This window comes from Nocardioides iriomotensis, assembly GCF_004168035.1.
In the GTDB taxonomy this organism is placed as follows: domain Bacteria; phylum Actinomycetota; class Actinomycetes; order Propionibacteriales; family Nocardioidaceae; genus Nocardioides_B; species Nocardioides_B iriomotensis.
The window spans coordinates 1-20,176 of sequence record NZ_SDPU01000012.1 but is presented as its reverse complement, the minus strand read 5'-3'; the positions used below and the strand labels follow the sequence as shown (position 1 = coordinate 20,176).

20 protein-coding genes are annotated in these 20,176 nt (G+C 74.3%); 16 read left to right on the top strand and 4 right to left on the bottom strand.

What is annotated here, in order from left to right; genetic code table 11:
- Window positions 1–6 precede the first annotated feature (6 nt).
- Genes ETU37_RS04040 through ETU37_RS04000 form a run of 9 tightly spaced genes read left to right on the top strand, consistent with a single transcriptional unit; the run spans window position 7 to window position 11,797 of the window.
- Window positions 7–855, top strand: coding sequence for a hypothetical protein (locus ETU37_RS04040; protein WP_129985602.1), 849 nt, complete (start codon window positions 7–9; stop codon window positions 853–855).
- Between the two features lie 51 nt (window positions 856–906).
- On the top strand, window positions 907–1,617 hold the full coding sequence (locus tag ETU37_RS04035; protein WP_129985601.1) for a DUF4129 domain-containing protein: 711 nt from the start codon (window positions 907–909) through the stop codon (window positions 1,615–1,617).
- A gap of 7 nt (window positions 1,618–1,624) precedes the next feature.
- A complete protein-coding gene (locus tag ETU37_RS04030) occupies window positions 1,625–2,110 on the top strand; it encodes a hypothetical protein (protein ID WP_129985600.1) in 486 nt (161 codons plus the stop codon).
- Window positions 2,107–3,078, top strand: a complete 972-nt coding sequence (locus ETU37_RS04025) for an AAA family ATPase (RefSeq protein ID WP_129985599.1) — start codon at window positions 2,107–2,109, stop codon at window positions 3,076–3,078. The genes ETU37_RS04030 and ETU37_RS04025 overlap by 4 nt, the downstream gene beginning before the upstream one ends.
- Window positions 3,079–3,088: 10 nt before the next feature.
- Complete coding sequence (locus ETU37_RS04020) at window positions 3,089–4,411, top strand: DUF58 domain-containing protein (RefSeq protein WP_129985598.1); 1,323 nt, start codon at window positions 3,089–3,091, stop codon at window positions 4,409–4,411.
- Between the two features lie 8 nt (window positions 4,412–4,419).
- Entirely contained in the window at window positions 4,420–4,962 is a 543-nt protein-coding gene (locus ETU37_RS04015) for a hypothetical protein (RefSeq protein WP_129985597.1), read from the top strand.
- 21 nt (window positions 4,963–4,983) lie between these two features.
- A complete protein-coding gene (locus ETU37_RS04010) occupies window positions 4,984–5,316 on the top strand; it encodes an MGMT family protein (RefSeq protein WP_129985596.1) in 333 nt (110 codons plus the stop codon).
- Window positions 5,313–8,546: an ATP-dependent helicase gene (locus tag ETU37_RS04005; RefSeq protein WP_129985595.1), complete on the top strand. Its 3,234-nt coding sequence runs from the start codon at window positions 5,313–5,315 to the stop codon at window positions 8,544–8,546. The genes ETU37_RS04010 and ETU37_RS04005 overlap by 4 nt, the downstream gene beginning before the upstream one ends.
- Window positions 8,543–11,797, top strand: coding sequence for an ATP-dependent helicase (locus tag ETU37_RS04000; RefSeq protein WP_129985594.1), 3,255 nt, complete (start codon window positions 8,543–8,545; stop codon window positions 11,795–11,797). Before ETU37_RS04005 ends, ETU37_RS04000 begins: the two co-directional genes overlap by 4 nt.
- Window positions 11,798–11,886: 89 nt before the next feature.
- On the opposite strand, the gene deoD is transcribed toward ETU37_RS04000, so the two are convergent.
- Window positions 11,887–12,597, bottom strand: coding sequence for a purine-nucleoside phosphorylase (gene deoD, locus ETU37_RS03995; protein ID WP_129985593.1), 711 nt, complete (start codon window positions 12,595–12,597; stop codon window positions 11,887–11,889).
- Between the two features lie 52 nt (window positions 12,598–12,649).
- On the opposite strand from deoD, the gene nudC reads away from it, so the two are divergent.
- Window positions 12,650–13,633 carry an NAD(+) diphosphatase gene (gene nudC, locus ETU37_RS03990; RefSeq protein WP_240755539.1) on the top strand — a complete coding sequence of 328 codons (984 nt, stop codon included), beginning with the start codon at window positions 12,650–12,652 and terminating at the stop codon, window positions 13,631–13,633.
- Window positions 13,634–13,655: 22 nt separating this feature from the next.
- Here nudC and ETU37_RS03985 read toward each other — a convergent pair whose 3' ends face one another.
- Window positions 13,656–13,901, bottom strand: a complete 246-nt coding sequence (locus tag ETU37_RS03985) for a mycoredoxin (RefSeq protein ID WP_129985592.1) — start codon at window positions 13,899–13,901, stop codon at window positions 13,656–13,658.
- A gap of 64 nt (window positions 13,902–13,965) precedes the next feature.
- On the opposite strand from ETU37_RS03985, the gene ETU37_RS03980 reads away from it, so the two are divergent.
- The 6 genes from ETU37_RS03980 to ETU37_RS23065 all read left to right on the top strand — a co-directional run bounded on the left by ETU37_RS03980 (window position 13,966) and on the right by ETU37_RS23065 (window position 17,936).
- Window positions 13,966–16,104 carry a UvrD-helicase domain-containing protein gene (locus ETU37_RS03980; protein ID WP_129985591.1) on the top strand — a complete coding sequence of 713 codons (2,139 nt, stop codon included), beginning with the start codon at window positions 13,966–13,968 and terminating at the stop codon, window positions 16,102–16,104.
- A gap of 253 nt (window positions 16,105–16,357) precedes the next feature.
- A complete protein-coding gene (locus ETU37_RS03975) occupies window positions 16,358–16,591 on the top strand; it encodes a hypothetical protein (RefSeq protein ID WP_129985590.1) in 234 nt (77 codons plus the stop codon).
- 134 nt (window positions 16,592–16,725) lie between these two features.
- Window positions 16,726–17,013, top strand: a complete 288-nt coding sequence (locus ETU37_RS03970; protein ID WP_129985589.1) for a WhiB family transcriptional regulator — start codon at window positions 16,726–16,728, stop codon at window positions 17,011–17,013.
- Between the two features lie 174 nt (window positions 17,014–17,187).
- Entirely contained in the window at window positions 17,188–17,352 is a 165-nt protein-coding gene (locus ETU37_RS23070; RefSeq protein WP_165372392.1) for a hypothetical protein, read from the top strand.
- 48 nt (window positions 17,353–17,400) lie between these two features.
- Window positions 17,401–17,598, top strand: coding sequence for a hypothetical protein (locus tag ETU37_RS03965; RefSeq protein WP_129985588.1), 198 nt, complete (start codon window positions 17,401–17,403; stop codon window positions 17,596–17,598).
- A gap of 173 nt (window positions 17,599–17,771) precedes the next feature.
- On the top strand, window positions 17,772–17,936 hold the full coding sequence (locus tag ETU37_RS23065) for a hypothetical protein (protein WP_165372391.1): 165 nt from the start codon (window positions 17,772–17,774) through the stop codon (window positions 17,934–17,936).
- Window position 17,937: 1 nt separating this feature from the next.
- Here ETU37_RS23065 and ETU37_RS03960 read toward each other — a convergent pair whose 3' ends face one another.
- Both ETU37_RS03960 and ETU37_RS23060 read right to left on the bottom strand, forming a co-directional pair.
- Window positions 17,938–19,275 carry an ABC1 kinase family protein gene (locus ETU37_RS03960; protein WP_129985587.1) on the bottom strand — a complete coding sequence of 446 codons (1,338 nt, stop codon included), beginning with the start codon at window positions 19,273–19,275 and terminating at the stop codon, window positions 17,938–17,940.
- A 71-nt stretch (window positions 19,276–19,346) separates the two neighbouring features.
- Window positions 19,347–20,176 (bottom strand): hypothetical protein (locus ETU37_RS23060; protein WP_165372390.1); only part of this gene is annotated, 830 nt, incomplete at its 5' end.

Below are 20,176 nucleotides of genomic sequence, written 5' to 3'. Positions count from 1 at the left end.
CGCCCGATGCGCCTGCTCCCCAGCACGACCTGTGCCCTCGTCCTGGCCACCCTCACGGTGGCCGGGGCGGGGGTGCCCTCGTCCGCCGCCGGCTGGGCGCCGGCCGACCGGGCGACCATCCACCCCGGCGTGCAGATGTACACCGACGGCGCGCAGTGCACCGGCAACTTCGTGTTCACCGACCGTCGCTCCCGCGTGTACGTCGGGTACGCCGCCCACTGCGCCGGCACCGGCGAGGCCACCGACACCGACGGGTGCAAGGCCGGGTCGCTGCCGCTCGGCACCCGCGTGAGGTTCGCCGAGGGCGGCAACCTCGCCACCGACGGCACCACCGTGGGCCGCGGGCGCCTCGTGTACAGCTCCTGGCTGACGATGCAGCAGCGCGGCACGCGGTCCGCCCCCCGCTGCGCCTACAACGACTTCGCCCTGGTCCGGGTGGCGCGCCCCTCGGTGGCGCACGTGAACCCGAGCGTGCCGTTCTGGGGTGGGCCCACCGCGCTCGCCGGCACGACCCCGGCCACCGACGACGCGGTGTACTCCTACGGCGCCTCCAGCGTGCGCGCGGGCGCCGCCCCGCTCGGTCCCAAGCGCGGCATGGTGATCGGCCGGCAGGGGCGCGGCTGGTCCCACGACGTGCTCACCGTGACCCCCGGCGTGCCCGGCGACTCCGGGTCCGGTTTCCTCGACGCGCAGGGGCGCGCCCTCGGCACCCTGTCGACCCTCGCCGTCGCGCCGGTGCCCGCGTCGAACGGCGTCGGCGACCTGCCGCGCGAGCTCGCGTTCGCCCGCAAGCACGCGGGCATCCCGGGGTTGCGGCTCGTCCCGGGCACCGAGCCGTTCGACCCGGCCCTCTGACCTGCCTGCTGCCTGCCGTTCGACGGCCGCTCGTCCTCCTATGCTCAGCCCATGACGGGCGGCGGGCAGCAGCGGCGCGCGGCGCTGGTCGCGTCGGCGGTCTGCGCCGGCGTCGTCGTGGTCGCCTGGGCGGCCACCACCGGACCCGTGGCCGTCATGTCGCCGTCCGGGCGGACCCGCTCGTTCGCGCCGGCGCCGACCACCACCTCCGCGTCCGAGCCCACGATGGGCGGCACCAGCCCGCAAGAGCTCGCCCGCGGGATCCCGCCGGCGCACGACCTGAGCTGGCTCGGCGACCTGATCGCCTGGGCCCTCGTGCTCGGGGTGCTCGCCCTCGCGCTCTGGGGTCTCCGGTACGCCGTGCTGCACCGGTGGCGCCGACCGCCACCGCCGCTCACGTTCGACGCCGAGCCGCTGCCGGAGGTGCGGGCGGCCGCCGCCCTCGTCGAGGACGCCCAGCAGCGGATGGCAGCGCTGCAGGAGGGCGACCCGCGCAACGGCATCGTGCGGTGCTGGATGCGGCTGGAGGAGTCGGTCGCCGACGCCGGCCTGCCCCGCAAGGCGCACGAGACGTCGGTGGAGTTCACCGTGCGCGTGCTGCACGTGCTCGACCTCGACCCGCACGCGATCGGTGAGCTCGCCGGGCTCTACCGCGAGGCCCGCTTCTCCGAGCACCCCCTCACCGAGGACGCCCGGACCGCCGCCCGTGACGCGCTGACCCGCCTGCAGGACGACCTCGCCGCCGCGCGGAGCGTCCGATGAGGGCGCCGTGACCAGCCGCTGGCCGGGCCGGATCGCGCTCACCTTCGTGCTCTGGCTGGGCATCGCGGTCGCGGCCTGGATCCTCGGCAACCGCCCGCAGCCCGGCCTGCTCGCCCTGTATGTCGGGGTCGGCGCCGCCGTGGTCTGGCTCTTCCTCGACGTCAGCGCCGACAGCGAGCCGTCGTCGTGGCCGATGGCGCGCGAGGACCCGGTGCGCGTCCCCGGCGAGGACCCGCGGCTCGACCGGCTCCGCCGCCTGGTCGCCCACCACCTCGACGGCCGCGAGGTCGGCGACGCCCTGCACCGACGGCTCGGCGAGCTGGCCGACCAGCGCCTCGTCGCCCGCTACGGCATCACCCGCGAAGCCGATCCCGGACGCGCCGCCGCGTTGATGGGCCCCGAGCTCACGTCGGCGCTACCGTCGCGTCCGCCGTACCCCCGCCTGACCGCGGCCCGGATCGAACAGCTCCTGCAACGGATCGAGGACCTATGAGCGACCCCGACCACCTCGACCTCCCCGAGGTCTGCCGCCGCGCTCACGCCGTCCTCGACGCGGTCGGCCGGGCGGTGGTCGGCAAGCGTGACGCGCTCGAGCTCGTGCTGGCCGGCATCCTGGCCGGCGGGCACGTGCTGATCGAGGACCTGCCGGGGCTGGGCAAGACCCTGGCGGCGCGGTCGTTCGCGCAGACGCTCGGCCTGGAGTTCACCCGTGCCCAGTTCACCCCCGACCTGCTGCCCGCCGACCTCACCGGCTCGTTCATCTACGACCAGAAGGAGGGCGAGTTCTCCTTCCGTCCCGGTCCCCTGTTCACGGGCCTGCTGCTCGCCGACGAGATCAACCGCACCCCGCCCAAGACCCAGGCGGCGCTGCTGGAGGCGATGCAGGAGCGGCAGGTCACCGTCGAGGGGCAGACCTTCCCGTTGGAGGCGCCGTTCCACGTCGTCGCGACCGCCAACCCGGTCGAGTACGAAGGCACCTACCCGCTGCCCGAGGCGCAGCTCGACCGGTTCCTGCTGCGCGTCACGTTCGGCTACCCGACCGCCGACGAGGAGTGGGGCGTCCTGGAGCGCCGGCTCGCCCGGCAGCGCGAGGAGCAGGTGCTCGAGCCGGTGACCGACGGCGCCGGGCTGCGGGCGATGCAGGCGGCCATCGAGACCGTGACGGTCGAGGAGAGTGTCGGCCGCTACTGCGTCGCGCTCGCCGCCAGCACGCGCGACCACCCGCAGGTGCTGATGGGGGCGTCCCCGCGCGGTGCGCTCGCGCTGATGCTGACCGCACGGTCGCACGCCGTCATCCACGGACGCGACTACGTCGTGCCCGAGGACGTCAAGGCCGTCGCCGGGGCGGTGCTCGCGCACCGGGTCACGGTCCGGCCGGAGCTGTGGATGAGCGACGTCACCGGCGCCGGCATCGTGCGCAGCGTGCTCAACCAGGTCCCCACGCCGGGCGTCCGCAGCTGAGCAGCCGACGATGAGCGCTCCCGACCTGCCTCCCGGTGTCCGGGCCGTCTCGGCCGGCTGGCGGCCGACCCCGGCCCTGGTCCGGGCCGGACTGGTGTCGGCCGGCCTCGCGGCGGTGGCGGTCGGATTCGGCCGGCCCGACCTGCTCGTGCTGGCGACCCCGTTCGTGGTGCACGCCGCGGCCGGGCTGCTGCGCCGGCCGTCCACGACGCCGACCGCCACGACCCGGCTCGCGCACACCGCCGTCCGGGAGCGGGAGGCGACCACGCTGCACGTCCGGGTCGGCGGGGCGGAGCAGGTCGAGCACGCCGTCGTGGCGCTCGAACGGGTACCGACGGTCGCCGCGCGCCCGGCCGCCGGGGTGGTCGGCGCCGCCGGCGACGGCAGCCCGGACCTGGGGGTCGACGTCGTGGTGTCCTCGCTGCGCTGGGGGCACCGGATCCTCGGGGCGGGCGTCGTGGCGGCGACCGGTCCCTGGGCCGCGCACGTGTGGGGGCCGCACCCGGTGCGCGGGCAGCCCCTGACCACCCTCCCGCTGCCCGGCGCCTACGACTCGCGGGCACCGGTGCCGCACCCGATCGGCCTGGTCGGCACCCACCCCGCGCGGGTCACCGGTGACGGGACCGAGCTGGCGTCGGTTCGGCCCTTCCACCCCGGTGACCGGCTCCGGCGGATCGAGTGGCGGACCTCGCTGCGCTCGGGGGAGCTGCACGTGACCAGCACCGTCGCCGAGCAGGACAGCAGCATCATGCTCGTCGTCGACTGCGGCACCGAGGTCGGCACCAGCGACCCCGTCGCGGGCACGGTGTCGTCCCTGGACGTCTCCGTCCGCGCGGCCGGTGCCCTGGCCGAGCACTACCTGCACCGCGGCGACCGGGTCGGGCTGCGGGTGCTCGGCGCCGTGCGCCGGGGCGTGGTGCCGCTCAGCTCCGGCCGTCGGCACCTGCGCCGGGTGCTCGACGAGCTGGCCCGGACGGTGCCGGGCCAGCGCCAGGAGCTCGACCCGCAACGGCTCCGGGTCCCGCCGGGCGCGGTCGTGATCGTGCTGACCCCGCTGCTGTCCGACCAGTCCGTCCTGCTGGTCACGACCCTCGCCCAGCGCGGCCTCGACCTCGTCGTCGTCGACACGATGCCCGACGACGTCGTCGCCCGCGCGGCCACCGACCGCGACCGGATCGCCTGGCGGATGCGGCTGCTCGAGCGCGCCGCGGTGCTCGACCGGGTGCGCCGGGCGGGTGTCCCGGTCGCCGCGTGGTCCGGCCCCGGCACCCTCGACGAGGTGCTGCGCGGCCTCGGCCGCCGGGCGCGACAGCCGCGGGCGGTACGTCGATGACCCACTCCGTGAGCACGCTCGCCGTCACGCGCCACCTCGACCGCCTGTCGCTGGCCTCGCGCCAGCAGGTGCTGCTGCGCGCCGTACCCCCGCTGGCGACGCCGCTGTTCGTCTGGCTCACCGTCGTGCTCGGCTCCCCGTTCCACCCGCTGCTGACGGCGCTCCTGGTCCTGCTCGCGGTCGGGTCGGCGCTGCTGCCCGACTCGTCGGTGCCGCTGTTCCTGGTGCTCACGCTCGCCGCGACCTGGGCGTTGCAGGTGCCGCAGACGCTGTCGTGGTGGACGCTGGTGGCCGCCCTCCTGCTGCTCGCGATCCACCTCGCCTGCACGCTCTGCGGGTACGGGCCGCCCGCGCTGGCGCTCGACCGCGCGACGCTCTCGGCGTGGGCGACGCGGGGGCTCCTGATGGCCTCGGCAACCGCGGTCGTGTGGCTCGGCACGCTGCTCCTCGCCGGCCTCGACCTGCCCGCCGGGCCCGTCCCGATGGTCGCCGGCCTCGCCGTCGCGCTCGGGTGGACGGCGTACCTCGGCCGGCGGCTGCTGACGCGCTAGCCGTGTCCTAGGGTCGGCGTCGTGGATCGCGAGGAGTACGTCGAGCGGGTGCTGTCCCTCGTCGAGCGGATCCCGGCCGGCCGGGTGACGACGTACGGCGCGCTCGCCGAGGCGGTCGGGGTCGGCGGCCCGCGCCAGGTCGGCACCGTGATGGCCACCTACGGCGGGCCCGTCCCGTGGTGGCGGGTCGTGCACGCCGACGGCCGGCTCGCCCACGAGGAGGACGACGACGCCGCCCGCCAGCACCACCTCGGCGAGGGCACACCCTTCCGCCCGTCCGGCAAGGTCGACATGAAGCAGGCCATGTGGTGGCCCGACGTGCTGTCGGCGGAGCCTGGTCCACTTCTCCCGTGACCGTCGACTACCGCCTCAGCCGCCCGACCTCCGGCCGGGTCGCCGCGCCTGTCCTCGACGAGTTCCAGCAGTCGGTCGTCGACCACCCGGGCGGGCCGCTGCTCGTGCTCGCCGGGCCCGGCACCGGCAAGACCACGACCCTCGTCGAGGCGATCGTCGACCGCATCGAGACCCGCGGCGCGGCGCCCGACTCAGTGCTCGCCCTGACCTTCAGCCGCAAGGCCGCCGAGCAGCTCCGCGACCGGGTCACCGCCCGGCTCGGGCGCACCATGGCGACCACGCTGTCCTCGACGTTCCACTCCTTCGCCTACGGCGTGGTCCGCCGCTACGCCCCGGCCGAGCTCTACCGCGACCCGCTCCACCTGCTGTCCGCGCCCGAGCAGGACGTCGTGCTCGCCGAGCTCCTCACCGACAACCCCGAGTCGGTGCGCTGGCCCGACAGCCTGCGCGCCGCCGTCGGCACCCGCGGCTTCGCCCGCGAGGTGCACGCGGTGCTCTCCCGTGCTCGCGAGCGCGGTCTCGACCCCCAGGACCTCGTCGCGCTCGGCCGGGCCGAGGGCATCGAGGCGTACGTCGCGGCCGGCGAGTTCATGGAGCAGTACCTCGCCAACCTCGGCGACCAGTCCGCCCTCGACTACGCCGACCTGATCTCCCGCGCGGTGATCGAGGCCGAGCGGCACCGCGACGAGCTGCGCGGACAGTTCCGGCACGTCTTCGTCGACGAGTACCAGGACACCGACCCCGCTCAGGTCCGGCTCCTCCAGGCGCTCGCCGGGGGCGGTCGCGACCTGGTCGTGGTCGGCGACCCCGACCAGTCGATCTACGGCTTCCGCGGCGCCGAGGTGCGCGGCATCCTCGACTTCCCCCGCGACTTCCCGCGCGACGACGGCGCCCCGGCCGACGTCATCGCGCTCAGCACGACCCGGCGGTTCGGACCCCGGCTGCTCGCGGCCTCACGCCGGATCGCCTCCTCCATCGCCCTCACCGGGTCGATCCCGGTCGAGCGGTTCCAGGCGTTCCGCGAGCCCACCTCCGTCGCGACCGAGCACGGCGTCGGCGTGGTCGAGGTCCGCACCTACGACACCGCCCGCGCCGAGACCGAGCACGTCGCCGACGCGCTGCGCCGCGCCCACCTCGAGGACGGCATCCCGTGGTCGGAGATGGCGGTGCTCGTCCGCTCCGGCCGCCAGTCGATCCCGCCGCTGCGGCGCTCGCTCGGGGCGGCGGGCGTGCCGGTCGAGGTGGCCAGCGACGACACCCCGCTCGTGCAGGAGCCGGCCGTGCTCCCGCTCGTCGACGCGCTGTCCGTCGTCGCGCACGCCGGCATCGACGACCCCGAGCACCCCGACCACGTCGGTGTCGACCGGGCCCGGGCGCTGCTCACCTCCCCGCTCGCCGCGCTCGACGCCACCGACGTCCGCGCGCTGGCCCGGGCGCTGCGGGCACGCGACAAGGCGACCTCCGACCAGCCGCTGCCCTCGCCCGAGCTGCTCCGTCTCGCCCTGCTGCAGCCCGACCGGCTCGCCGGCATCGAGGGCACCGCGCGCCGCGCCGCCGACCGTGTCGCCCGGCTCGGGCGCCTGATCGACTCGGCCCGGACCGCGCTCGACGAGGGCGCCACGGCCGAGGAGGTGCTGTGGGTGCTGTGGTCCGGCAGCGACTGGCCGCGCCGGCTGCGGGCCGGCGTCGAGGCCGGGGGCGCGGCCGCCCGGCGCTCCCACCGCGACCTCGACGCGATCTGCGCGCTGTTCGACGTGGCCGCCCGCGCCGAGGAGCAGCGTGGGCACACCAGCGTCGGCAACTTCCTGGCCACGCTCCGCGCGCAGCAGATCCCCGCCGACACGCTCGCCGAGCGGGGCGTCCGCGGGGACGCCGTACGCCTGCTGACGGCGCACCGGTCCAAGGGCCTCGAGTGGCGCTTCGTCGTCGTCGCCCGCGTGCAGGAGGGCGGCTGGCCCGACCTGCGCCGCCGCGGCTCGCTGCTCCAGGCCGACCGGATCTCCCGCGACGGGCTGCTCCCACCCGTCACCACCGCGACCCTGCTCGCCGAGGAGCGGCGGCTCTTCTACGTCGCCTGCACCCGCGCCCGCCAGCGGCTCCTGGTCACCGCGGTGAAGTCGCCCGAGGACGACGGCGAGCAGCCCTCGCGCTTCCTCGACGAGCTCGGCGTGCAGATCGAGGCGAAGCAGGGGCGTCCCGTCCGGCCGCTGTCGCTGCCCGGCCTGGTCGCCGAGCTCCGCCGCACCGTCGCCGACCCCGCGACCTCCGAGCCGCTGCGGCTCGCCGCCGCCCGCCGGCTCGCGCGGCTGGTCGCCGCCGACCGCGGCGCCGCCCACCCCGTCGCGCCCGAGGCCGATCCGGTCACCTGGTGGGGACTGCGGGCGCCGAGCCGCGCGGCCACGCCGGTGCGCCCCGACGACGCGCCGCTGCGGCTCTCGGCCAGCGCGCTCGAAGGCCTGCTCGCCTGCCCGGCCCGCTGGTTCCTCCAGCGCGAGGCCGGGGGAGCCGAGGTCTCCACCGCCAAGCAGGGCTTCGGGTCCGTCGTCCACGCGATCGCCAACCGGATCGCCAGCGGCGACCTCGACTCCGGTGACGACCTGATGCCCTACGTCGACACGGTCTGGGGCCAGATGGTGTTCCGCACCCCGTGGGCCGAGGGCCGCGAACGCACCCAGGTGCAGGCCGCGCTCGACCGGTTCGTCGCCTGGCACAACCGGCCCGGTGCTCGCACCACCGTCGGCACCGAGGAGCACCTCGAGGCCGAGGTGACGCTGCCCGACGGGCAGGTCGTCCGCCTCAACGGTTACGCCGACCGGCTCGAGCTCGACGAGGACGGCCGGGTCGTGGTCGTCGACCTCAAGACCGGCAAGTACCCCCCGAGCGCCGCCGAGGTCGCCGAGCACGCCCAGCTCGGGCTCTACCAGCTCGCCGTCGACCACGGCGCCGCCGATGCGGTGGTCGGCCGGCCCGCCACCAGCGGCGGCGCCGAGCTGGTCCAGCTCCGCGTCGGCGAGGGCATGCCCAAGGTGCAGCCACAGCCGCCGCAGTCGCCCGAGGAGGCGACAGGCGACGGCGACGGGCCGCCGGCCCGGCTCGTCGAGCGGCAGCTCATGCAGGCCGCCGCCGCCGTACGCGCCGAGGAGTTCGTCGCGCGCTCCGGCAAGCACTGCGACTACTGCTCGTTCCACGCGATCTGCCCGACCAAGACCTCCGGGACGGTCCTGTCATGAGCGACCCGCTGCGCATCGACACCCCCGAGCAGCTGCGCGAGGTGATGCGGCTCGACTTCACCTACAGCGACGCCCAGTTCGCCGCCATCACCGCGCCGCTCTCGCCCGCCGTCGTCATCGCCGGCGCGGGGTCGGGCAAGACCGCCGTCATGGCCGCCCGGGTGGTCTGGCTGGTCGCCACCGGACAGGTCCGCTCCGACCAGGTGCTCGGCCTGACCTTCACGACCAAGGCCACCAGCGAGCTCGCCGGCCGGATCCGCGAGTCGCTCCGCCGTGCCGGGCTCGTCTCCCAGCCGGGCGACGAGGGCGAGGTCGAGGAGCCCACCGTGGCGACGTACCACTCCTACGCCGCCTCCCTCCTCACCGACTACGGCCTGCGCATCGGCCACGAGCCCGACACCCGGCTCGTCGCCGACGCCTCGCGGTTCCAGCTCGCCGCCCGCGCGATCGCCCGGTTCACCCAGCCGGTCGCGCTGCTCACCGACCACCCCGAGACCGCGATCAACAACCTGCTCGCGCTCGACGCGGCCATGACCGAGCACCTGGTGTCGCCCGACGACGTCCGCGCCTACGACGCCAAGCAGCGGCCGCTGTTCGTGGAGGGGATGGCGACCGAGCACCGCAAGACCTACCGCGAGCGCAACGAGAAGGCGATCAGCGCGATCGACCGTCGCGCCGAGCTGCTCTCGCTCATCGAGGCCTACCGCGGTCTCAAGGACCACCTCGGGCTGATGGACTTCGCTGACCAGATCGCGCTCGCTGCGCGGCTCGCCCGCGACTGCCCCGAGGTGGGGGAGGCCGAGCGCGACAAGTTCAAGGTGGTGCTCCTCGACGAGTACCAGGACACCTCCGTCGCCCAGGCCCTGATGCTGCGCCGGCTGTTCTCCGGACCCGACCCCGACCACGGACTCGGCCACCCGGTGACCGCGGTCGGCGACCCCAACCAGGCGATCTACGGCTGGCGTGGCGCCTCGGTGTCCAACATCCTCAACTTCGCCTCGGAGTTCCCGACCGTCGACGGCGACGCCCCGGCCTACCCGCTCACCGTCAACCGGCGCTCCGACCGCCGCATCCTCGCCGTCGCCAACCACCTCGCCCAGGAGCTCTACGACAGCCACCCCGAGCTGCACCCGCTCGAGCCCAAGCCCGACGCCGCCGACGGCACGGTCCGGCTCGCGGTCCACGAGACCTACGACGAGGAGCTCGCCTGGCTCGCCGACCAGGTGCTCGCCGCGCACGCGCGGATGGCCGAGCCGGCGTGGAAGGAGATCGGCGTCCTCACCCGCGACAACGCGCACGCCGCCTCCGTCTTCGACGCGCTCACCGCTCGTGAGATCCCGGTCGAGATCGTGGGCCTCAAGGGCCTGCTCCGGCTGCCCGAGGTGGCCGAGGTCGTCGCCATGCTCACCCTGCTCCAGGACGTCACCGCCAACGCCGCGCTGCTCACCCTGCTCACCGGCCCGCGCTGGGCGGTCGGCCCGCGCGACCTGGCGCTGCTCGGCCGCCGCGCCCGCGACATCGCCGCCGAGACGGGCGGCGCCACCGGGCGTCCCGACGGCCCGACGACCCTGACCGAGGAGCTCGAGGCCGCCGTCACCGGCGCCGACCCGACCGAGGTGGCGTCGCTGTCCGACGCGCTCGACGACCCCGGCGACCTGCCCTACTCCACCGAGGCGCGCGAGCGGTTCGACCTCCTGGCCGGCGAGCTGCGCCGGCTGCGCGGGGCGGTCGGCGAGCCGCTGCTCGACCTGGTCCGCCGGATCATCGACACCACCGGCATCGACGTCGAGCTGGCCTCCTCGGTGAGCCCGGCGGCGGCCGCCCGGCGCGACAACCTCGACCTGTTCGTCAAGGCCGTCGCGGAGTTCCAGGCCGTCGACGGCTCGGTGACGCTGCCGGCGCTGCTCGCGTGGCTGGAGGCCGAGGACGAGTTCGGCAACGGCCTGGACGTGGCGACGCCGACCGAGGCCGACTCGGTCAAGCTGCTGACGGTCCACCGCGCCAAGGGTCTGGAGTGGGACGTGGTCTTCCTCGTTGGGGTCGCGGAGCGGAAGTTCCCCTCCACCCAGTCCCGCACCAAGTGGGTCACCAGCCCGGCCGTGCTGCCGACCGAGCTGCGCGGCGACCGCGACGACCTGCCCCAGCTCGCCGGCCACACGCCCGCCGACCTGCTGCGTCTCAACGAGGACGCCAAGGCGCACGAGGCGGTCGAGGAGCGGCGGCTCGCGTACGTCGCCTGGACCCGCGCCCGCCACGAGCTCGCGGTCTCCTCCTACCTCTGGACGCCGACCAACAAGACGCCCGCGGGGCCGTCGGAGTACCAGGTCCGCACCCGCGAGGCCCTCGCCACCTGGGACGCCGAGCCCGAGCTGTGGGCCGAGAAGCCGGCCAAGGGCACCCTCAGCCCCTACGCCGAGCGCGTCGCCGACCTGCCCTGGCCGATCACCCACCAGACGCCCGAGGCCGCGCGCCGCCGGGAGGCCGCCACCCGTGTCGAGGCCGCGCTCGCCGAGCTCGACGCGCTGCCGGCCGGCGCCGACCCGGCCGACCCCGACGTGCTCGACGACGAGGGTCTCGACATGCTCGAGCTGCAGCGCGTCCAGGAGTGGGACACCGAGATGGCGCGGCTGCTCGAGGAGGCCCACCGGGACCGCAGCGACCTCGTCAAGGTGCCGCTGCCGTCCAGCCTCTCCGCCACCGCGCTCGCGCGGCTGCGCGACGACCCCGCCCAGTTCGCCGCCGCGCTCGCTCGACCGATGCCACGCCAGCCGTCGTCGGCCGCCCGCTTCGGCACCCGCTTCCACGCCTGGGTGGAGGCTCGGTTCGGCCAGCAGCTGCTGCTCGACCCCGACGAGCTGCCCGGCCGTGGCGACGCCGAGATCGACGACGACGCCGATCTCGCCGCGCTCATCCAGAGGTTCGAGGGCGGCCGGTTCGCCGACCGGGTGCCCGAGGCCATCGAGCCGCCCTTCGCGCTCGTGCTGGCCGGCCAGGTGGTGCGCGGCCGGATCGACGCCGTGTACCGCGAGCCCGACGGCTCCTACCTCGTCGTCGACTGGAAGACCAACCGCCACGAGACCGCCGACCCGCTCCAGCTGGCGGTGTACCGCGTCGCCTGGGCCGAGCTCCGCGGCGTCGACCCGGCCGACGTGAAGGTCGCGTTCTACTACGTCCGCTCCGACAGCCTCGTCACCCCGCCCGACGACGCCCTGCCCGACCGCGCCGCCCTGGAGCGGCTGTTCCAGCCTTAGCCGCGACAGGCCACTTTCCCACCGCCTTGGTCGGCGTGTCGTGCGCGAAGTGGCCTGTCGCTGCGCGGCGCGCGACCGGGAGCTGTCGGTCAGCCGAGCATCGCGTCGAGCGCGATCTCCACCATGTGGCCGAACGTCTGCTCGCGCTCCTGGGCGCTCGTCTCCTCGCCGGTGACGATGTGGTCGGAGACCGTGCAGATCGCGAGCGCGCGGGCGCGGTGCTGGGCGGCGAGCGTGTAGAGCGCGCTGGCCTCCATCTCGACGGCCAGCACGCCGTAGTCGACCAACCGGGCGGTCAGCTCCGGCCGGGGGTGGTAGAAGGAGTCGGCCGAGAAGATCAGCCCGACGTGCGTGGCGACCGGGAGGTCGCGCGCGACCGTGGCGTCGTGGGCGGCCCGGAGCAGCCCGTAGTCGGCGATCGGCGCGTAGTCGTAGCCCTCGAAGCGGATCCGGTTCATCGACGAGTCCGTGCACGCGCCCTGCGCGATGACGATGTCGCGCAGCCTGAGCTTGTCGGTGAGCGCGCCGCAGGAGCCAACGCGCACGATCGTGCGTACGCCGTACTCGCGGAGGAGCTCGTTGCAGTAGATCGACAGCGACGGCAGGCCCATGCCCGAGCCCTGCACCGAGACGCGCTCGCCGCGGTAGGTGCCGGTGAAGCCCAGCATGCCGCGCACCTGCGAGTAGCACTCGACGTCGTCGAGGAACGTCTCGGCAATCCACTTGGCGCGCAGCGGGTCGCCGGGCATCAGGACGTGCGGGGCGATCTGGCCGGCGGCCGCGCCGATGTGGGTGCTCACGGCGGACACCCTAGGCGGCGGGCGGCGAGGGTCGCCGCCGTAGGGTCGGGGCGTGACCGGAACGCCTGGGCTCGACCGAGCCGACCTGCTGTCCCAGTACTCCCACCAGGCCCCGATCGCCCTCTCCCCGCACGCGCACAACCGGGTCGCGCTGCACCGGACCGACGAGGCCTGGCTCGACCGGGCGTGGGCGGACCCGGCGACCCGGGTGCTGCTGCTCGACGGCGGCCGGCTGCTGGTCCGCGACGCGGGAGGGACGAACGGTGCCGGCGACGCATTCGACGGAGACGCGGGTGAGCCCGCACCCACCTGGGTCACGCCGTCGGAGGCGCCGACGGGGACCCGGATCCTGCTGGGTGAGGACGCGGAGACGGACGCCGTGCGGTTCGCGGTTCTCGTGGACGAGGTCCCGGCCGGGATGCGCGGAGAGATCCTCCGCACGTTCGTGCAGGACCTCGGCGCGGACGAGGCGGCGCTGGTGCTGCACGCCGTGGCGCTGGGGGAGTGGCACCGCGCCAACCGGCACTGTCCGCGCTGCGGCGGCCGGCTGGAGGTGCGTGAGTCGGGGCACCTGCGCGTGTGCGTCGACTGCGGCCGGCAGCAGTTCCCGCGCACCGACCCGGCCGTGATCATGGTCGTCACCGACGACGAGGACCGCTGCCTGCTCGGACGGCAGGCGCGGTGGCCGGAGGGCCGCTACTCGACGCTCGCCGGCTTCGTCGAGCCGGGGGAGTCGCTCGAGCACGCCGTCGCCCGTGAGGTCGAGGAGGAGGTCGGCGTCGAGGTGGGGGAGGTCTCCTACTTCGGCAACCAGCCCTGGCCGTTCCCCGCCAGCCTGATGATCGGCTTCTTCGCCCGCGCCCGCACGACCGAGATCAGCGTCGACGGCGCCGAGATCAGCGACGCCCGCTGGTTCACCCGCGAGGAGATGCGGGCCGAGGCCGAGGCCGGCACGCTGATCCTGCCCGGCGGCATCTCGATCAGCCGCAGCCTCGTGGAGACGTGGTACGGCGGGCCGCTGCCCGGCCAGTGGTGACGACTCGGTCGAGTCAGGTGGGTCAGTTGAGCTCGGCGAGCTTGGCCTTCACCTGCGCGACGGAGGGGTTGGTCTGCGCCGAGCCGTCGGCGTACACGAGGGTGGGCACGGTCTGGTTGCCGTGGTTCACCTGCTCGACGACCCCGGCCGCCTCGGGCACTCGCTCGATGTCGACGACCTCGTAGCTGATGCCCTCGCGGTCCAGCTGGCTCTTCAGCCGGTGGCAGTAGCCACACCACTGGGTGGAGTACATCGTCACGGCGGTCATCGTTGTCCTTCCTCACGTCTACTGTTGACTGGTCAACGCCTGTCTGCGAGGAGTTTGTTCCCGTATGCCCCCTGTGCCCTCGGCACCCCCCGCGGCGCCGTCCGCCGACGACCTCCTCGCCGCGCTCGACCCCGAGCAGCGCCAGGTCGCGACCGCGCTCCAGGGGCCGGTCCGCGTCCTCGCCGGCGCCGGCACCGGGAAGACCCGGGCGATCACCCACCGGATCGCGTACGGCGTCGCCAGCGGCGTCTACAACCCGATGGAGGTGCTCGCGGTCACCTTCACCACGCGGGCGGCCGGCGAGATGCGGGGCCGGCTCCGGGCGCTCGGGGCGGGCGGTGTCCAGGCCCGCACGTTCCACTCGGCGGCCCTGCGGCAGGCGCGGTACTTCTGGCCGCGGGTCTACGGCGGCGAGCTCCCGCAGCTCACCGAGTCCAAGCTCGGCCTGATCGGCAACGCCGCGCGGCGCAACCGGGTCGAGACCGACCAGGCCACGCTGCGCGACCTCGCGGGCGAGGTCGAGTGGGCCAAGGTCAGCAACGTCCGGCCCGACGACTACGTCCAGGTCGCCGCCCAGCGCGGCCGATCCGTCACCGGTCAGGACGCCGCCACCGTCGCGCGCGTCTTCGCGACCTACGAGGACGTCAAGCGCGACCAGGGCCGGATGGACATGGAGGACGTCCTGCTCTGCGCCGCCGCCCTCCTCGCCGAGGACGAGCGCGTCGCCGCCGAGGTGCGCCGGCAGTACAAGTGGTTCGTCGTCGACGAGTTCCAGGACGTCAGCCCGATCCAGTCCGCGCTGCTCGACCTCTGGCTCGGCGGGCGCGACGACCTGTGCGTGGTCGGCGACCCCGCCCAGACGATCTACTCCTTCGCCGGCGCCAACGCGTCGTACCTCACCGACTTCCCTCGCCGCTTCGCCCGCACCACCTCGATCGAGCTGGTCCGCAACTACCGCTCCACGCCCCAGGTCGTCGCGGCGGCCAACCGGCTGCTCGGCGGCACGCCCTCGGCCGGCGTCCAGCTCCGGGCCCAGCGCGACGGTGGCCCCGAGGTCGCCTACGCCGAGCACCCCGACGAGGTCGCCGAGGCCGAGCGGGTGGCGGCCGACATCCTGGACCTGACCCGCAGCGGGACGCCCCCGCGAGAGATCGCCGTGCTGTTCCGGATCAACGCCCAGTCCGAGGCCTACGAGGAGGCGCTGGCCGCCCGGGGCGTCCCCTACGTCATCCGCGGCGCCGCCCGGTTCTTCGACCGGCCGGAGGTCAAGCAGGCGGTGACCCTGCTCCGCGGCAACGCCCGCTCCGGTGAGTCCGGCACTGACAGCGGCAGCGGCGGCGGCCTCGTCGACGACGTCCGGGCGGTGCTGTCCGGCATGGGCTGGACCCCCGAGGCGCCGACCGGCCGCGGCAACGTCCGCGACCGGTGGGAGTCGCTGCAGGCGATCGTGTCCCAGGCCGCGGACTTCGCGGCCGCCGCGACCACGACCACCGGTCAGGCCGACGGGGGCAGCGCGACCGCGACGCTCGCCGGCTTCGTCGACGACCTCGACCGCCGCGCCCAGGAGCAGCACGCCCCGGTCGCCGAGGGCGTCACGCTCGCCACCCTGCACGCCGCCAAGGGGCTGGAGTGGGACAACGTGTTCCTGGTCGGCATGCAGGAAGGCACCATGCCGATCGTCTACGCCGAAGGGCCCGCTGCGGTCGAGGAGGAGCGGCGCCTGCTGTACGTCGGGATGACCCGCGCCCGACGGAGGCTGCAGGTCTCCTGGGCGCTCGCCCGCAACCCCGGCTCCCGGGCCAGCCGCAAGCCCTCCCGGTTCCTCACCGGGCTCCGCCCGCAGGTCGCCTCCGACTCCGCTCCGGAGCGCCCGAGCCGCAAGCGGAAGGGTGTCGCGCAGTGCCGCACCTGCGGCAAGCCGCTCGCCTCGACCACCGAGCGCAAGGTCGGGAGGTGCGAGGACTGCCCGGCGACCTACGACGAGGAGCTGTTCGAGCGCCTGCGCGCCTGGCGGATCGAGCGGGCCCAGGAGGAGAAGGTGCCGGCCTACGTCGTCTTCACCGACCTCACGCTCCAGGCCATCGCAGAGGTCAAGCCCGCCGACCCGGTCGCGCTCCGGCGGATCAACGGCGTCGGGGAGTCGAAGATGAGCAAGTACGCCGACGACGTCCTCGCGGTCGTGGCCGCCGCGCCGGGCGACTGACGGCCGGGCCACGCCCCCAGGGGCGTGCCGCGGCGTCGCCGGGGCCGTGCGGACGCCGGTTTGGCGGCGGAATGCCCGCTTCGCCGTAGCCCGTTCGAGCCACCCGTTGATGCGGGCCGAAATTTTTCGCGGAAATACCCAGAAAATAGTTTGCCGCTTACACGCCCCGGACGGTACGTTTCTTCCACTCACCACAGCAGCGCCATGGGCCCCGCCAGGGCCCGCGCCCGAGGAACCGAAGGAGGTGCACGACATGAACGAGTTCACCTGGACGATCAGCCAGCCGGCTGGCATCAGCATGCCCACGATCTCCCGCGACCGCGTCCTGTCCGTGCGCGCTCTCCCGGTGACCACGGGTGTGGTGTCTCTTGCGGCTGGCATGCAGCGCGTCGAGGGCACCCGTGTGTGCGGTTACGCCCACATCGATGACGCCGCCGTCGTCAAGGGAGCCTTCCCGGGTACCTCCGCCTGGAGTCCGCCGATCTAGTGAGTCCACTCACGATCGGCAGCCTCCAGGCCGCGGAACCCGAAACCCGGGATCCGCGGCCTCTTTGTTTTCCCAAGCCCTTCCCCGACCGGGGACCGGCCCACAGAACGACAAGCTCACCAGGAGGTGAAGAGATGAGTATCAGCGTCCTCGACACGTTCGCCAGTGCGAACGAGGTCGACGAGGAGCAGCTGCCGTGCCGACGTGAGGACCCGGAGCTGTTCTTCGCGGAGACCCCCCAGGACGTGGAGGTTGCGAAGGCCATGTGCCTGGACTGCCCGCTCCGGATCGAGTGCCTGAACGGGGCCCTCGAGCGGCGTGAGCCCTGGGGAGTCTGGGGCGGCGAGCTGTTCGCGCAGGGTGTGGTCATCCCGCGCAAGCGCCCCCGCGGACGTCCCCGCAAGAACGAGGTGGCTGCCTGAGTCCCAGGGGACACCAGGCCGGCACACACGGCAGGACCCGCTCCCAGCGGCGTCCCAGCGGAGCACCAGAAGTACCCCAGCACCATCCAGCAGAGTGAGCAGCACCAGCAGGACCGCAGCACCAGCAGGACCACCATCCATCAGCAGCACCGATCGTTTTCAAAGGAGAAAGCGATGTCGTACATCAACGAGTCTCTGGCCCGGGTGGACCACACCCGTCGCCTGAGTGAGGCCGAGCAGCTCCGTCGGGGTCACCAGCTCGTCGTCGCCCGGCGCAAGTCGCGCCGCGCGGAGCGAGCCGCCCTCCAGGCCCGCCTCGTCCTCGCCCGCTCGCTGTGACCCTGCCGTAGGCAGACGCAGCCAACAGAAAGAAACGGAACTACTTCGATGACCATCACTTTCACGAACCGGAGCAACGAGATGCAGCTTATGAACGAAGACCTGGCGCGAGCACAGATGCACGCGCGCCTGGGAGAGGCGCACGAACTGCGACGTGGACACCAGATGGCGATGCACCGCCGACTGTCCCGCCGAGCCGAGCGTGCCGCCCAGCAGGCGCGCCTCGCCCTGGCCCGCTCGCTCTGATCCGAGGTCACACACCCGGAGCGAACGCGGCCGGCGCGAGCCGGTGATCGCAGCACGACCCGCCCCGACGGGTCACCACAGGTAATCCGAGACCGGAGCCGGTCCCGCCCCCGCAGTCGGGGGAGGGGCCGGCTCCGGCGTTTCCCGGCACGTCCCGGCGTAGGGTCGGGGACATGCCCGCCACCTGCGACTTCTGCGGTGCGACTGCCGAGGGCGACACCCTGCCGCTGACCTGGACGACGGCGGTGGAGAACGGGCGGCAGCGGACGTTCTGCGACCGGTGCTCGCGGGAGCACCTGCGCGCCATCGAGTCCAAGCTCGACAGCGAGTGGTGGTAGGTCAGGCCCGCTCGGCGAACCCGGGCAGCGACTCCTCGAGGATCGCCCGGAACGGCAGCTCCGCCCCGAGCTGCGACAGCACGCCGATGCTGCCGACCCAGACCCGGTGGATCAGCAGGTACGACGGCGGCAGGTTCAGCTTCAGCACGAGGGTCGAGCCGGGCTGCTTGGGGTCCTGGATGCGCTGGAACTGCGCCCGCATCCACTCGCGCGAGAAGCGGAACGTCTCGGTCCGGGCCGGCTCGACGAACGGCCCGAGGTAGGCCCGCAGCTCGGCGGGGTCGACCCGGATGTTCGGCTTCACGAAGCCTTCGTCACGCAGGCCGGTGAGCACGTCGTCGTAGTCGTCGTAGCTGGCGATCCGCAGCAGCGCGCCGATCGAGTGCGGGAGGCTGCGCTCGGGCAGCCGTGCGACCGCGCCGAAGTCGACGACGCCGAGCCCACCGAGCGAGCCGTCCTCCGTCGGCAGCACCCGGAAGTTTCCGGGGTGCGGGTCGGCGTGCAGCAGCCCGACCCGGGCGGGCCCGGCGAACAGGAAGCGGATGTACCGCTCGCCGTAGTGGTCGCGCTGCTCCTGCGTGCCCTCCGCGATCAGCCGCGCCAGCGACGCCGGGCTCTCCACCCACTCGCTGACCAGCACCCTGCTGGTGTGGGTGACCACGTGCGGCACGAGGACGTCGGGGTCGCCCTCGAACTCCGCGGCGAACTGCGCCTGGGCCTCGGCCTCGAGGGTGTAGTCGAGCTCCTCGGCGACGCGCTCCTGCATCTCGGCGATCAACGGCTTGACGTCGACGCCGGGCACCAGGCTGCCGAACGTGCGGGCCACCCGGGCGAGCTGGCGCAGGTCGGACATCAGCGCCTCGCCGGCGCCCGGGTACTGCAGCTTCACCGCGACCTCGCGGCCGTCCTTCCACCGTCCGCGGTGGACCTGACCGATCGAGGCCGCCGCTGCCGGGTCCTCGTCGAACTCGACCAGCTCGTCGCGCCAGTGCCGGCCGAGCTCGGCGGACAGCACCGCACGCACGGTCGCGGCCGACATCGGGGGAGCGGAGTCCTGCAGCCGCGTCAGCTGCTCCCGGTACGGCGCCGCGACCTCCTCGGGCAAGGCCGACTCGAGGATCGACAGCGCCTGGCCCATCTTCATGGCGCCACCCTTGAGCTCGCCGAGCGTCCGGAACAGCTGCTCGGCGGTGCGCTGCTGCACCTCGGTCAGCACGGCCTCGGCCGGGGCGCCCCCGATGCGGCGACCCATGCCCATCGCGGTGCGGCCGGCGTACCCGAGCGGCAACGCGGCCAGCCGCGCGGTGCGCGCGACCGCCTTCCGGGGCAACTCGGTCATGCCGCCCATCATCCCCGATGGGTGGTGATGTCCGCCTGAGGTTGACAGGAGAGTCGGGTGGGACGGGTGGGTCAGGCGCTCACCGCCTGCCAGCTGCAGCCACAGCCCGGGTGGCGGGTCCAGGTGCGCACGTCCACGTCGGCGAGCACCGGGTCGAGGGTCAGCGTGCTCGACAGCAGCGACGGCGCGACGCCCTCGACCCAGCTGGTCAGGTCGCGGACCGCCCAGGCGAGCGCGAGCGTGGCGAGCAGCGGGTCGACCGGCTCCGGAGGCGCCAACGGGTCGACACCGGTCCGACCGGGTCGCGTCGCGGCGGCGTGCTGCCGGACGAGCAGCGGCCACGTCGGGTCGACGTCCGTGTGGTGCGCATCCACGCAGCGCAGGCACGCGGACCGGCCCGGATCGACGAACGGCCCGACGACCGCGTGCCCCTCGGCCATCCGCACCACCAGGTGCGGCACGCCGCGACGCATCCAGTCGTCGACCAGCTCCCGGTCGGGCTGCCCCACGCCGACCAGCAGCGCCGGCCCGTCGCGCGAGGGCGGCCCGGCGACGTCGGTCGTGCTCGCCAGCCCGACCTCGGTCAGCAGGAGCTCCGCCCGGTCCGCCAGCGCCTCCCCGCCGGCGCCGTGCGCCACCACCCTGACCTCCGCGGCGGAGCGTCCCGCCCACGCGGTCGCCGCGTCGGCACCGTGCGCGCGGACCAGCGCAGCGACGGCGGGTGCTTTCGTCTCCGCGACGCCGTGCACCAGCGCGGTCACCGTGCGCCGCTCCACCAGTAGCCCCGCGTCGACGAGCGGGAGCAGCACGGGCTCGAGCGGCGCGCCCTCGGCCAGCCGGGCCAGCGCGACGTCGCTCCCGGCGGGGAGCAGCACCGCCTGCCGCGGGTCGAGGCCGACCT